This window comes from Croceicoccus estronivorus (assembly GCF_001625325.1).
Lineage (GTDB): Bacteria > Pseudomonadota > Alphaproteobacteria > Sphingomonadales > Sphingomonadaceae > Caenibius > Caenibius estronivorus.
This window is the reverse complement of sequence record NZ_JRQQ01000017.1, coordinates 1-13,483: the sequence shown is the minus strand read 5'-3', so window position 1 is coordinate 13,483 and position 13,483 is coordinate 1. Positions and strand designations below refer to the sequence as shown.

At 60.1% G+C, this 13,483-nt stretch carries 15 protein-coding genes; 11 read left to right on the top strand and 4 right to left on the bottom strand.

Features of this window, described 5'->3' with window-relative positions:
* Positions 1-54 precede the first annotated feature (54 nt).
* Complete coding sequence (locus tag MB02_RS17030) at positions 55-771, bottom strand: TorF family putative porin (RefSeq protein ID WP_067540777.1); 717 nt, start codon at positions 769-771, stop codon at positions 55-57.
* A 239-nt stretch (positions 772-1,010) separates the two neighbouring features.
* On the opposite strand from MB02_RS17030, the gene MB02_RS17025 reads away from it, so the two are divergent.
* From MB02_RS17025 to MB02_RS16975, 11 genes are all read left to right on the top strand, one after another.
* Positions 1,011-1,889, top strand: coding sequence for an urease accessory protein UreD (locus tag MB02_RS17025; protein WP_235829568.1), 879 nt, complete (start codon positions 1,011-1,013; stop codon positions 1,887-1,889).
* Between the two features lies 1 nt (position 1,890).
* Positions 1,891-2,193 carry an urease subunit gamma gene (locus MB02_RS17020; protein WP_067540718.1) on the top strand — a complete coding sequence of 101 codons (303 nt, stop codon included), beginning with the start codon at positions 1,891-1,893 and terminating at the stop codon, positions 2,191-2,193.
* On the top strand, positions 2,177-2,530 hold the full coding sequence (locus tag MB02_RS17015; protein ID WP_067540715.1) for an urease subunit beta: 354 nt from the start codon (positions 2,177-2,179) through the stop codon (positions 2,528-2,530). Before MB02_RS17020 ends, MB02_RS17015 begins: the two co-directional genes overlap by 17 nt.
* Positions 2,530-4,239 carry an urease subunit alpha gene (gene ureC / locus MB02_RS17010; RefSeq protein ID WP_067540711.1) on the top strand — a complete coding sequence of 570 codons (1,710 nt, stop codon included), beginning with the start codon at positions 2,530-2,532 and terminating at the stop codon, positions 4,237-4,239. Before MB02_RS17015 ends, ureC begins: the two co-directional genes overlap by 1 nt.
* A gap of 11 nt (positions 4,240-4,250) precedes the next feature.
* Positions 4,251-4,757: an urease accessory protein UreE gene (locus MB02_RS17005; protein WP_067540708.1), complete on the top strand. Its 507-nt coding sequence runs from the start codon at positions 4,251-4,253 to the stop codon at positions 4,755-4,757.
* Positions 4,678-5,445, top strand: coding sequence for an urease accessory protein UreF (locus tag MB02_RS17000; protein ID WP_235829567.1), 768 nt, complete (start codon positions 4,678-4,680; stop codon positions 5,443-5,445). Before MB02_RS17005 ends, MB02_RS17000 begins: the two co-directional genes overlap by 80 nt.
* Positions 5,446-5,450: 5 nt before the next feature.
* Positions 5,451-6,089, top strand: coding sequence for an urease accessory protein UreG (gene ureG, locus MB02_RS16995; RefSeq protein WP_407919344.1), 639 nt, complete (start codon positions 5,451-5,453; stop codon positions 6,087-6,089).
* Positions 6,086-6,655 (top strand): HupE/UreJ family protein, encoded by a 570-nt coding sequence (locus MB02_RS16990; protein ID WP_067540699.1) that lies wholly within the window; start codon positions 6,086-6,088, stop codon positions 6,653-6,655. The genes ureG and MB02_RS16990 overlap by 4 nt, the downstream gene beginning before the upstream one ends.
* A gap of 15 nt (positions 6,656-6,670) precedes the next feature.
* Complete coding sequence (locus tag MB02_RS16985) at positions 6,671-9,826, top strand: hybrid sensor histidine kinase/response regulator (protein WP_235829566.1); 3,156 nt, start codon at positions 6,671-6,673, stop codon at positions 9,824-9,826.
* Positions 9,823-10,701, top strand: coding sequence for a response regulator (locus tag MB02_RS16980; protein ID WP_067540696.1), 879 nt, complete (start codon positions 9,823-9,825; stop codon positions 10,699-10,701). Before MB02_RS16985 ends, MB02_RS16980 begins: the two co-directional genes overlap by 4 nt.
* A 79-nt stretch (positions 10,702-10,780) precedes the next feature.
* Positions 10,781-11,152, top strand: a complete 372-nt coding sequence (locus MB02_RS16975; RefSeq protein ID WP_067540693.1) for a winged helix-turn-helix domain-containing protein — start codon at positions 10,781-10,783, stop codon at positions 11,150-11,152.
* Positions 11,153-11,155: 3 nt separating this feature from the next.
* On the opposite strand, the gene MB02_RS16970 is transcribed toward MB02_RS16975, so the two are convergent.
* The 3 genes from MB02_RS16970 to modA are packed head-to-tail and all read right to left on the bottom strand — an operon-like array spanning position 11,156 to position 13,249.
* Positions 11,156-11,779, bottom strand: coding sequence for a molybdenum ABC transporter ATP-binding protein (locus MB02_RS16970; protein ID WP_067540690.1), 624 nt, complete (start codon positions 11,777-11,779; stop codon positions 11,156-11,158).
* Positions 11,769-12,470: a molybdate ABC transporter permease subunit gene (gene modB / locus MB02_RS16965; RefSeq protein ID WP_067540687.1), complete on the bottom strand. Its 702-nt coding sequence runs from the start codon at positions 12,468-12,470 to the stop codon at positions 11,769-11,771. Before modB ends, MB02_RS16970 begins: the two co-directional genes overlap by 11 nt.
* Before the next feature lie 5 nt (positions 12,471-12,475).
* Positions 12,476-13,249 (bottom strand): molybdate ABC transporter substrate-binding protein, encoded by a 774-nt coding sequence (gene modA / locus MB02_RS16960; protein WP_067540684.1) that lies wholly within the window; start codon positions 13,247-13,249, stop codon positions 12,476-12,478.
* Between the last annotated feature and the right edge of the window lie 234 nt (positions 13,250-13,483).

Sequence of the window (13,483 nt, the reverse complement as noted above, 5' to 3'; positions counted from 1 at the left end):
TCCCTTGCATGGACCGCCACCCGGGCGATCCGGTTGATGGATGATCGGGTACTGTCAGAAACGCCCGCCGACATAGGCGACGACCGTGCCCCCTGCGCGGTTCTTGCCATCCGATGCGGCAGAGAAGCGGTTAGTGTCGATGTAGTCGGCCCCAACCACGAACGGCCCCTTGGAATAGCTGAGCCCGAGCGACCAGTTGACCTTGTCGTCCCAGTTGGTGCCGTCTTCGTATCCAACCAGGCCCTTCACTGCGAACCCGGTGTCGGCAATCGGATATGACGCACTACTGTAGACGTAAGTGCTGTGGCCTCCGCCGTTGTATTCGTCATGCACGCCGCCCACGCCGATACTGAACGGGCCGACAGGTGCGCTCAGGCCGACTTCGAACTGGTCGAAGTCAATATCCTTGGCGTCATGGAACACGAGCCGGAGATAACGCGCCCGCACGCTGACATCGCCAAACGAACCCTGCAGTCCCGCATAGAGATCGGTTTCCATGGAACCGGCACCTGCGTCCTTATCCAGACTGGAGCCCCAGACGCCTGCGAACACGCTGACCTGTTCACTCAGCGGAACGCTCGCCTCGACCGATCCCTGAATCACCGGTTCCGTGTCGCTGAGCGAGGCCCCGCGCAGGCGATAGTCGGTTAGAAAAGTAACGCCCCCCGTTATCTTGACCGGCAACTCGTCTGCCAGGGCTGGGCCGGCCATGGCCGTCGCGCCGGTAACGAGCGCGGCCCCCACAAGCGAGGCTTTCTTCCATAGAATCATATATTTCCCTCCGCTGAAACCATACCGATCGGGAAATTCCGAGCCGGCAATGCGCAGAGATTGTGCAGTGCAGCAGCAGAGCGCCATGGGGCATTTGACGTAGGTCGTGTGGCTGCTGGACGAAGTTTCCGGACCTTACCTCCTGTCCATACGTCAAATGCCCCATGTGACTTCGCAGCCAATGGGTGAATTCTCATGCTGCAAACGCAAATCGCATGGCTCACAGGAGACATCCCCACGTGCACCGGGCTATAGATACGGCCTATTCAGACAGCCCCGCATGGCTTCGCAAAGCGCAGGCCGCAGTGCCGCATTCCTTGCGCAGCAAGGGGGCTGTCGACCTGTCATTCCATAACCGGGACGGCCGTCTGCGAATTGGGCGAGCCTATCAGTCCGGGTGCCTGCGGCTTCGCGTGCCCCGCCCAAGCGGGAACGAAGCGCCCTGCGCCGTGCTGATGAACACGGCGGGCGGCCTCGCCGAAGGCGATCGACTGGATCAGCGCGTCACATGGGATGAAGACAGCTTTGCCACTGTCACCACCCAGGCCGCCGAAAAAGTCTATCGTGCCGTTGCGCAAGGCAGCACCATTGCCACTCACCTTGAAGTGGCGCGTGGCGCACGGGCAGAATGGCTGCCTCAGGAAACCATCCTGTTCGACGGTTGTCAGCTGCAGCGGGAAGCGCAAATCGTGCTGGCAGAGAACGTCACCTTTCTGGGCGTCGAAGCGCTAGTTCTCGGGCGACAGGCAATGGGTGAAACGGTTCGGCGCGGTTCGTTGCGTGACCGGATGCGGATCTGGCGCAGCGGGAAATTGATCTATGCCGATACGCTTGCGCTAGACGGCGATATCGCCGCGCTCATGCAGCGCGCAGCAATCGGGGGCGGCGCGATGGCGATGGCGGTGCTGGTTCATGCATCCGACGGGGCAAGCGGATTGCTGGAGCCGGTTCGTGACGCGCTTCAGCAGGCAAGGGGGAAGGCTGCGGCCAGTTCGTGGAACGGACTGCTCGCAGTACGCCTGCTAGCCCCCGATTGCGACACCTTGCGTCACGACATTGCCACCGCCCTTGCCGTTCTCTGCGAAGGGCGGCCCCTGCCCCGCGTCTGGAGGTGCTGACATGAACCTGACCCCCCGCGAGAAGGACAAACTGATGCTGTCGCTGGCCGCGATAGTCGCTCGCCGCAGGCTCGAGCGTAATGTTAAGCTCAACTACCCCGAAGCGGTCGCTCTCATTTCCGATTTCGTGCTCGAAGGCGCACGGGACGGGCGCAGCGTGGCCGATCTGATGGAGGCAGGCGCGCACATCCTCACTGCGGATCAGGTCATGAGCGGCGTGGCCGAAATGCTCCACGACGTCCAGGTGGAAGCGACTTTCCCGGACGGAACCAAGCTGGTGAGCGTACATGACCCGATCCGTTGACGCGATTATCCCGGGCGAAATCATTGCCGCGGATGGAGAACATGAACTAAATGCCGGTTCTCCCGTCACGACTTTGAAAGTCGCCAATGCGGGGGATCGCCCTATTCAGGTCGGTAGCCATTATCATTTCGCGGAAGCGAACGAAGGGCTGGTATTCGACCGCAAGACCGCGACCGGTAAACGGCTCGACATTCCTGCGGGAACCGCCGTGCGCTTCGAGCCGGGTCAGTCCCGTGAAGTAAACCTTGTCCCGCTGCGTGGGGCCCGGATCGTCACCGGTTTTCAAGGCAAAGTTATGGGCCCGGTGGACGAAGCTGCGGACAAGGAGGCAGACTGATGCCCTATCGCATGTCTCGCGCCGCTTATGCCGACATGTTCGGCCCCACGACCGGGGACCGCATGCGTCTGGCTGATACCAACCTCATCATCGAAATCGAAAGCGACGCCACCACTCTGGGCGAGGAAGTCAAATTCGGTGGCGGCAAGGTAATCCGCGACGGCATGGGCCAAAGTCAGGTCACAAATGCCGGAGGCGCTGCAGATACGGTTATCACGAATGCCGTGATTGTGGACTGGACCGGCATTTACAAGGCGGACATCGCGCTCAAAGGTGGGTGTATTGCCGCCATCGGCAAGGCGGGCAATCCCGATATTCAGCCGGGTGTGGACATCGTTATTGGGCCCGGCACGGAAGTGATCGCAGGTGAAGGCAGGATCGTTACCGCCGGAGGGTTCGATGCCCACATCCACTATATCTGCCCCCAGCAAGTGGAAGAAGCGCTGGCCAGCGGCGTCACCACCTTCGTTGGCGGCGGTACCGGCCCGGCTACCGGCACCAACGCCACAACCTGCACACCGGGCCCATGGCATATTCAGCGCATGTTGCTCGCGGCGGAAGGGCTGCCCATCAACTTCGCCTTCGCGGGCAAGGGCAATGCCAGTGACCCCGCGGCATTGGTCGAACAGGTCAAAGCCGGTGCCGCCGCGCTCAAGCTGCACGAAGACTGGGGCACGACACCCGCGGCCATAGATTGCTGCCTCGACGTTGCCGACCGCATGGACGTGCAGGTTATGATCCATACAGACACGCTCAACGAAAGCGGCTTCGTCGACGACACGATTGCCGCGTTCAAAGGGCGGACGATCCATGCCTTCCATACGGAAGGCGCTGGTGGAGGCCATGCACCAGACATTCTCAAGCTGGCGGGATTTGCCAACGTAATTCCATCTTCGACCAATCCAACGATGCCCTTCACTGTCAACACGATCGAAGAACACCTCGATATGCTGATGGTTTGCCATCACCTAGACCCATCGATTCCGGAAGATCTAGCCTTTGCCGAAAGCCGTATCCGCAAAGAGACAATCGCGGCGGAAGACATCCTTCACGACATGGGGGCGCTCTCGATCATTTCCTCCGACAGTCAGGCCATGGGCCGGGTCGGTGAGGTGATCACGCGCACCTGGCAAACCGCGCACAAGATGAAGCAGCAACGCGGCACCCTCCCCGGAGACAGTCAAAACAACGACAACCTGCGGGTGCGCCGCTATATCGCAAAATACACGATCAATCCCGCGATTGCGCAAGGCATGGCGCGGGAAGTCGGTTCTGTCGAAGTCGGCAAACTGGCCGATCTGGTCCTCTGGAATCCTGCATTTTTCGGCGCGAAGCCCGACCTTGTTCTCAAAGGGGGGATGATCGTGCAGGCAATGATGGGCGATCCCAATGCGAGCATCCCGACCCCGCAACCGGTCCATTCCCGTCCGATGTTCGGCAGCTTCGGAAAGGCGATGGCCGCAAGCTGTATCACCTTCGTCAGCCAGGCAGCCTACGATGCGGGGATAGCAGCGGAATTGGGGCTTCAACGCACTGTTCTGCCCGTCACCGGAACCCGCGGAATCGGTAAGGCCCAGATGAAATTGAACGATGCGCTGCCACACCTCGAAATCGACGCGGAAACGTACGAGGTACGCGCCGATGGAGAGCTGCTGACTTGCGAGCCCGCGACAGAGCTGCCGCTCACGCAGCTCTACCACCTGTACTGAGAGAGGCCGCTATGCGCAGGATCACCGCCATCGAAAAGCACGGCCATGGAGAACCATGCGATACTGTTCGCCTGGACCATGACCAGCGCAACCGCCGCCGCATGGTCTTTACCACCCGTGCCGGACAGACCATCCTTCTCGACATGCCTCGCCCCGTGCATCTGCGCGATGGCGACTGGCTGAGGCTGGAGGACGGCGCCATGGTGAAAGTGGAAGCCATGGGGGAGCCGCTGATCGAAATCAGCGCGACATCGGATGCCCACATGGTCCGCATTGCCTGGCATCTGGGGAACCGCCACCTGCCGACGCAGCTGCTGCCCGGCACCTGTGGCGGAACCATACGTATCCGACAGGATCATGTGATTGCGGAGATGGTCGCGGGTCTCGGCGGGCAATGCAGCCCTGTGATAGCCCCATTCGATCCCGAAGGCGGTGCCTATGAAGGCGGCTTCGGCCATGGGCATCACCATCACGACGAGGACGATCATAGCCACACCGCAAGCCAAATCCATGGCTGAAACCGACTTGTTCGACCTGATGAGCTGGATGTCTCCGGCATGGCCGATCGGCGCCTTTGCCCATTCGAGCGGGCTGGAGTGGGCGGTGGAGGAAGGTCATGTCACCAACCGCGAAACCACACTCGAATGGATTGTTGCGGCACTGGAAAACGGTGCGATCCACAACGATCTGGTGATTTTCGTTCATGCCTGGCGCGCGGCCGACGCTGGCGACACCGCGGCGCTGCTCGACGTCGCCGAACTCGCTGTCGCCGCCCAGACGGGATATGAACGACAACTGGAAAGCTGTGCGCAGGGTGCGGCTTTCCGGCGGATTGCAATCAGCGCGGCAGGGGTCTCGCGATTTTCCTGCTATCTCGAAAGCCTGACCGATGAGAACCTGACCTACCCCGTGGCCAGTGCGGTGTTGTTCGCCTGCCGGGGCATTCCCCTGCGCATGGGGCTGACCGCATGGTTGCACGGAGCCGTTTCCAATCTGGTTTCCGCCGCCCAACGGCTTGTTCCGCTCGGGCAAACCGATGGCCAGACCGTACTGCGCGAATTGCGGGGTCCCATCCTTGCGGCGGTCGAAAACGCCCACGGACTGCCTGAAGGCGACCCTTTCGCGGCAATGGGCGGCTGCACTCTTGTCGCCGATCTCGGCTGCATGGCTCACGAAACCCAATATACGAGGTTGTTTCGCACATGAACTCGATGGCAAATCCCCCGTCCTCATCCGGCCCATTGCGGGTAGGCATTGGCGGCCCGGTAGGCTCCGGCAAGACCGCGTTGATGGACGCGTTGTGCAAATATCTGCGCGACACTTACGAAATCGCCGCGATCACCAACGACATCTACACACGTGAAGATGCCGAATTTCTCACTCGCGCGGGATCTCTGGTTCCGGAACGGATTGTCGGCGTGGAAACCGGCGGGTGCCCGCACACGGCAATCCGCGAAGACGCGTCGATCAACCTCGCCGCAGTCGGGCAACTTCAGGCGCGCTTTCCCGCGCTGGACCTGATTCTGATCGAAAGCGGGGGCGACAACCTGGCCGCCACTTTCAGCCCCGAGCTGGCAGATATCACGATCTACGTGATCGACGTCTCTGCAGGGGACAAGATACCGCGGAAGGGAGGGCCGGGTATTACCCGGTCGGATCTGCTGGTCATTAACAAGATTGATCTCGCTCCGCTGGTCGGCGCCAGTCTTGAGGTAATGGATCGCGATGCCGCGAAAATGCGCGGTCAGCGGCCTTTCGTCTTCACCAATATCCGCACAGGCCAAGGCGTTGCAGAGATTGCCGGGTTCATTGCCAGAACCGGCGGATTACCGGAAAGGAACTCGGCATGAAGCACCTCCCATCCCGCCTCGCCGCGCTCGCTGTCGGATTGTTTCCCGCAAGCGCCATGGCCCATCCCGGGCATGACGGCGCGCATGGTTTCGCCAACGGAATCATGCATCCATTGACCGGAATTGACCATCTGCTCGCCATGCTTTTCGTTGGTCTGGGCGCCGCACTATTCGTCAAACGGCGCGGCTGGCTCATTCCCGCAACGTTTCTCGCCAGCCTCGTGGTTGGGTTCCTCACTGCCGGATATATCTCAGGCTCCCTGGTCGAAGCCACCATTCTCGTTTCGCTGATCGCACTTGGCCTTGCCACGGCATTCCGATTGGAAGCGCCGGTACAACTCGCCATTTTGCCGGTCGCAGCTTTTGGCTATGCGCATGGCGCGGCGCATGGCATCGAGATGCCACAAGGCGCAGCACCGGCGTTATTCGCGGCAGGTTTCTTCCTTTCGAGCGCGATCCTTCACGCAGGAGGATACTGGCTGTCGCGAATCCTTCCGTTGCCCGCATTGCGCATATTCGGCGCGGCCGGAGCAGGCATGGGGCTGCTCCTTGCCGGCCTTGGTTGATGGAGCACTCAAGGATTGGCAACGGGCCCTGAAGTGAAGCCGGAAAGCATGATGTCGGACGTTGCCGTAAAACGTCAGGTCATCGTCGGAACGCGGCGGCGCTATAACCAATGGGTCAACAACCAGACCCTTGAAGATTATGCGCTGCGCTTCACGGCGATGCGTGCGCGTATCTGGTCGCCCGCATGGGTAGCCAACACGGCGTTGGGCTCCATCGCATTTCTTGCATGCGAGGCGCTCGGCGCGACTGTAACCATTGGCTATGGCTTCGACAGCATGGCCTGGGCGCTTGCCGTCGCGGCTGCCATCTTCCTCGTTACCGGTCTGCCTATCTGCTACTATGGCGCTCGCTATGGGGTCGATATGGACCTCCTGACGCGAGGATCGGGATTCGGTTATCTCGGCTCCACCATCACGTCAGCAGTCTATGCCTCCTTCACTTTCATTCTCTTCGCGATCGAGGCAGTCATTCTGTCCGCCGCGCTGGAACTGTGCTTCGGCATTCCTCTACCTATCGGGCACCTCATCAGTGCAGTGGTCGTGATTCCCATCGCCGCTTACGGCTTCAAACGGATCAGCAAATGGCAGAACTGGACTCAGCCATTCTGGCTCGCGTTGCAGGTCACGCCGTTGTTGTTCCTCGCCATGCAAGGTCCCGAAGGATTGGAACGGTGGGTGCATTTCGGCGGCACCGAGGCAGGGAAACCGTTGCAGAATTTCGCCATAGCGCTTGCCATCTTCCTGTCCCTCCTCCCTCAGATCGGGGAACAGGTCGATTACCTCCGGTTCCTCCCTGCGAAGGAGGAGGTCAGCGCCCGGCGCTGGTGGACCGCGCTCATCTTCACCGGGCCAGGATGGATTCTGCTGGGCGGCGTCAAGATTGCCCTTGGATCGTTCCTTGCAGTCATCGCACTCGGCCAAGGCATGGGCATCAACGATGCGGGTAATCCGGCAATGCTCTATTTCATGAGCTTTGGCGGCCTGTTCTCCAACCAGACGGGGGCAATCGTCCTGACCGCTGTCTTTGTCGCGCTGTGCCAGATCAAGATCAACGTCACCAATGCCTATGCCGGGTCCATCGCTTCGTCGAACTTCTTTTCCCGTTTGACACACCGCCATCCGGGCCGGGTGGTCTGGCTCGTATTCAACACCATTATCGCACTCATGCTCATGCAGGGCGGCATCCAGAATGTCGTCGAACGCGTCCTGACGCTTTACAGCAATTTCGCGGTTGCCTGGTTCGGGGCGGTCATCGCGGATCTGATGGTGAACAAGCCGTTGGGCCTGAGCCCGCCGGGCATCGAATTCCGCCGTGCCTATCTCTACGATATCAATCCCGTCGGGGTCGGCGCGATGGCAGGGTCGATCATCTGCTCCACGCTGTGCTTTGCCGGCCTGTTCGGGCCCGGCCCTCAGATGTTCTCTCCGGTGATAGGTCTTGCCGTGGCGTTCCTGCTGGCACCGGTCATCGCGAAGGCCACTGGCGGAAAACATTACATCGCCCGCCCCCGCGATGTGCTGGACGGACCCGAATGTACCTGCAAAGTTTGCCGTAACACCTTCGAAGCGCCCGATATGGCGTTCTGCCCGGTCTATGACGGCAACATCTGTTCGCTATGCTGTACGCTGGAGGCCCGCTGCCACGATGCCTGCAAGAACCAGCCCCCCTCGATCAACCGCCTGGTCGCCATAGCACGGCGAATAGTCCCTGCCCCGCTGACGGATGCCGTCTATGCACGGATTGTCCGGTTCCTCATCGCCTACGCGATAACGATTGCAGTGATCGGGCTCGTGCTGCTGTTGATCTACTATCAACGCCTTGCAACCGGCATCGATGCGGCCAAGCTCAGTGGCGTCCTGTGGGCGGTATATGTCGGCTTCATGGCCGCGGCAGGCTTCGGCGTTTGGTATTTCGTCCTGGCGCGGGAAAGCCAACGCGCGGCTGAAAATGAATCCGAACGGCAAACGCTTTCATTGATCGAGGAAATCGAAGCACACGCCCGCACGGATGCCGAACTGCAACGCGCCAAGAACGCGGCAGAGGCCGCCAATCTCGCCAAGAGCCGTTACATCATCGGTATCAGCCACGAGATCCGCACGCCGTTGAATGCGATTTCCGGCTATGCCCAATTGATGGAGCGCGACAGCAATGTCGAAGTCGGCGACGCCGTCCGGGTCATTCGCCGCAGTGCAACCCACCTTTCCGACCTGGTCGATGGCCTTGTCGATGTCTCGCGGATCGAGAACGGATCGGTAAGAATCGCGCGGGAACGGGTAAACCTGCAGGATCTGCTGACCCAAATCGTCGATATGTTCCGCGTACAGGCCGCCGCGCGCGGCATTCAGTTCGAACACAGTCGCCCCGCGCACCTGCCGACCTGGATTTACACCGACCAGAAGCGTCTTCGACAGATTCTCATCAATCTCATATCCAATGCCATCAAATATACGCCCGCAGGGACGGCATCGCTCAACATCTACTGGCGCAATCCTGTGGCGGAGTTCGAAGTCCAGGACACAGGTGTGGGCATCGACGAGGCCTATCTCGACCGCATATTCGAACCTTTCGAACGCATTCAATCGGTCCGCGGGCAACCGGGGGTTGGGCTGGGGCTGACCATCACCCGTTTACTCGTGGACATCATGGGCGGCCAGTTGACTGTCAAAAGCACCCCCGGCGTAGGCAGCACATTCAAGGTCAAGATGTTCTTCTCCGAAGCCCAGCCGCCCGAAAGTCAGGGCCATGTTCCCACCCTGGCCAATAGCTATTCCGGCCCCCGCAAACGTATCCTGATTGTCGATGATGATCCGGCCCACCTCGATCTCGCCCGTGACCTCTTGTCCCCTTGCGGTTTCGAGCTCGATTTCGCGGCAAGCGGCCAGTCCGCACTCGACCGGTTTCGTCAGACCCCACCTGATCTGGTTATCATGGACGTCTCCATGCCTGGCATGAATGGATGGGATGCAGCCCGCACGATCCGCAAGGACCATGGCGATGCAGTGCCTATCCTGATGGTTTCCGCCAATGTTCACGATTTCCAGCGAGCCCGCCGTGCCGACGACCCTCATGACGATTACCTGACCAAGCCCTACGACATTGACGTTCTTCTGGAACGCATTCGCGTGCTTCTCGATCTTGAAGAACTCGATAGCCGGGGCAGTACATCATGAAGCCGGTCATTCTTATCGTGGATGACGATCCCGACACGCTGAGCATGCTCGAACGCTTTGCCACCAGCGAGGGTTTCAGCCCGGAACTGGCCGCGAACGGGAATCAGGCCCTGACCCTGCTCGACAGTGTTTCTCCCGATCTCATCCTGCTGGATGCAGTAATGCCCGGTGCCGATGGTTTTGCGGTCTGCCGCCTCATCAAGGCCAGAGAAAACGCTGCTGATATCCCCGTGATCTTCATGACCGGCCTCAGCGACACCGAACACGTCGTCATGGGCCTGGAAGCAGGCGGCGTCGATTATGTCTCCAAACCGATTGTGCTGGACGAACTGGCCGCACGCATCCGTGTCCATCTTGCCAACGCTCACAAGGCGCGTAGCGCCCTGACCGGCCTGGAAAGCATGGGGGCACTTCTGTTCACTTGCAACAATGCCGGGGCCATTGGCTGGACTACGCCCGAGGCGCAAAAGCTGATTGAGCGACTGGAGCCGGAAACGCTGGCCGCCCTCCGAACGCAGGTGCAGGACAACATTGCATCCAGTCCCGGTTCCACCGCCACATTTGGCGATGATGGCAGCCGGTTTTCGCTTGCCCACCTCGGTGACGCAGGCGGGGGCGATCATCTGTTTCGACTGGATCGTTCGTCCGAAGGAAACGAAACCATCCTGTTGCAGGCAGCCTTCGGGCTGACCCCGCGCGAAGCGGAAGTCCTCCTCTGGACCGCGCGGGGCAAGTCCAACAAGGATATGAGCGAAATACTCAACATCAGCGCTCGCACCGTAAACAAGCACCTTGAACAGGTTTTCATCAAGGTCGGTGTGGAAAATCGTGCATCCGCCGCGTCAGCCGCCACGCGGGTTCTGTTTCAGCCCTGACAGGGACGCCGGCGATCCGCAGGGCTCTCTGGACACCATACCGTTGCGCGTCCCCACAGCTTCAGTCAGAACAGCGGTCATGAACACGCTCAAGATCAAGATCCAGATCATGTGCGGCGACGAAATCGCCATGGGTCCGGGAAAAGCGGATCTGCTCGATTCCATCGGGAAAGAAGGGTCCATCTCCGCTGCCGGCAGAGCATTGGGAATGAGCTATCGCAGAACCTGGATGCTGGTCGATGTCATGAACCGCTGCTGGTGCGAACCGCTCGTCTCTACGATGCCCAGCGGTTCAGCGCGAAGCGGGGCACGTGTGACCTCTTTCGGGCATGAAGTCCTGCAACACTATCGTATGCTGCAAAAGCAGGCCGGGCGGATTGAGAACGGTGCCGATTGGGCAGCTCTGGAATGCAACCTCTTACCCGCTCCACTCGAACAGCAGAGATCCTGACAGTCAGTCCACCTCAATCACAGTAGAGGCAAGCCGTTCCACCTCGGAACGGTCATGGCTGACATAAAGGATCGGGATGTCCATCTCGTCGCGGATCCGCTCAATCAATCGCATGATCTCATGCCGTCGGGCGGAATCGAGCGAAGAGAGCGGCTCATCCATCAAGAGAAAACGCGGGCCGGACAATAACGCTCGTCCGATCGCTACCCGCTGTGCTTCACCGCCTGAAAGAGTGTGCGGCATGCGATCCAGCAAATGTGCAATTCCCAGAAACTCCATTGCGACTTCCAGTGTCAGCCACCGACGATCTGGGGAGGCCAGTTTCCAGCCATAGAGCAGATTATCGCGCACCCGGAGATGCGGAAACAGGCGCCCATCCTGAAATACATAGCCGCAGGCACGCTTTTCGGGTGGCAGGGCGATCCTGGACGCACTGTCGAACAGGACCTGCCCCGCGATCGCGATGCGCCCGTTTTCCGGACGCAGAAGCCCGCCAATAGCCTCCAGAATACTGGTCTTGCCCGCGCCCGATGGGCCAAACAGGGCGACGAGACTTTCCGAGGAAGCAATGCGTGCAGCAATAATTCTTTGCCCGCGGCGGATGGAGACATCGACCTCAAAGGACATGCCCGCCCCCCCCGGTTCGCCCCCGCCGGACAAGCCATTCGGACATGACCAACGCGGCCAGGGATAGCGCCACCGAAATCAGCGCGAGCCTTGTCACGATCCCTTCGCCGCCGGGCACCTGCAGGGCCGTATAAATTGCCAATGGCAAAGTGCGCGTCTCACCGGGGACATTGGATACAAACGTAATCGTAGCTCCGAACTCCCCTATCGACCGCGCAAAGCCCAGGACCACCGCTGCAAGGACTCCAGGCATCGCCAATGGCAGCGTGATGGATGTGAAAGTACGCCATGGGCTTGCTCCTAGTGTTCGGGCCGCAGCCTCCAGCTTCCGGTCTACTCCGCCCAGCGATAACCTGATCGCGCGCACCATCAGCGGCAAAGCCATTACGGCAGCCGCCAGAGCCGCACCGGTCCACCGGAACATCAAAGTGATGCCCATTGTATCGGCGAGAAAGCGACCAGCAGGGCCATTGCTGCCGAATGCCAGCAACAGCAGCCAGCCGGTCACTACCGGCGGCAGAACGAGAGGCAGGTGCACAAACGCATCCAGCAGCACCTTGCCGGGCATACGTGTGCGTTCCAGCAGCCAGGCCAACCCGAAGGACACGGGCAGCATGATGACGATCGCCACACAACTGACTTTCAGGGAAAGGGCCACTACGGCCCATTCGGAAGGTGAGATAGGCGTCATGAATGTCAAAACACGCTGAAACCGAAACTCTGGAAAATGGCCCTGCCTTCGGATGACAGGAGAAACAGGCGGAATGCCTTCGCATTCGAATTGTCCGAAGTCTTGAGCAGAGCCAGGGGATAACGGATCGGCGTGTGACTATTTTCAGGGAAGGTGCCGATCACGCGCACTCCCGGTTCTGCCATCGCATCGGTCGCGTAAACGATACCCAGCGGCGCTTCCCCCCGACTGACAAGTGCCAATGCAACCCGAACATTTTCCGCGCTTGCGATCCGGCCCGAAACTGCTTCCCATACACCCAGCGAAACAAGCGCCTGTTTGCCGTATCGACCGGCAGGCACGGCATCGGGATCGGCCATGGCAAGCCGCCCATTGCCCAAAGCATTTCCCAGCGCAAAGCCGGGCGCGATCTGTATGGCAAGGTTGCTGTTTGCCGGAGCTATGAGGACGAGGTCATTGCCCAGAAACGAAGTTCGGCTATCAGGCACGATCAGGTCTTTTTCGGCGACCTCGCGCATCCATTTTTCGTCCGCGGACACGAAGATGTCCCCTCCCCCCCCGGCCTCGATCTGGCGTGCGAGCGCAGAAGTGGCCGCAAACGACAGGACCGGCTTCGGATTCCCTTTCCCGGCCCAGGCATCTGCCGCAGCCGTCATCGCTTCCTGCAAACTGGCAGCGGCCAGCACAAGCGGCGGCTCGTCTCGCCCATGCCCGGCATCGGAACAACTCCCCAGCACGAGAAGCAATACCGCCAGCAGCGGGCTCAAAATGCGGAACATTGGCGAGAATCCCATTCAATCTATATACAATGATATATAAAGAATGGTCGATGGAAAGTGGTAAATCCGCGCTTCGCCCCCCGCCTTGACATAAGACTGCCGCGCAATCCTTTCAGGATGTGCGACGCTTACACGCTCGAGATACGGGCCACTCCATCCCGTGAGAGTGGCCCGTATCCAGTGCGAACGGTTGCGATTGGATTATTCTTTTTCTTTGATCATATCGAGTGCGAC